At 73.0% G+C, this 370-nt stretch carries 1 pseudogene; it reads left to right on the forward strand.

Annotated features, from left to right (window positions below):
- A pseudogene (locus B1964_RS30960) lies at window positions 1-370 on the forward strand (ribonuclease J); the annotation flags it as partial.

The following is a 370-nucleotide window of genomic DNA, read 5'->3' on the forward strand; positions in this document are numbered from 1 at the left end:
CCCGCCACGCCGCGTCGGCGCCGGCGGAGAACCGGGGTGGAGGTGAACCCCGTCGGTCCGGCCGGCACGAGCGCCGCGACAACGCGCGAGGTGCACGAGGCGGTGGTGGCCGGGATCGCGGCACCCCCACGCCGCCGGCACCCGTCGATCGACTCGGTACGCCGCGCCGACTGCCGAAGGGCGCGCTGCGCGTGGTCGCCCTCGGCGGCATCGGTGAGATCGGCCGCAACATGACGGTGTTCGAGTACAACGGCAAACTGCTGATCGTCGACTGCGGGGTGCTGTTCCCCGAGGACGCGCAGCCCGGCGTCGACCTCATCCTCCCGGACTTCCGCTACATCGAGGACCGGATGGACGACGTCGAGGCGGG

Source organism: Gordonia sp. i37 (genome assembly GCF_002043085.1).
In the GTDB taxonomy this organism is placed as follows: Bacteria; Actinomycetota; Actinomycetes; order Mycobacteriales; family Mycobacteriaceae; genus Gordonia; species Gordonia polyisoprenivorans.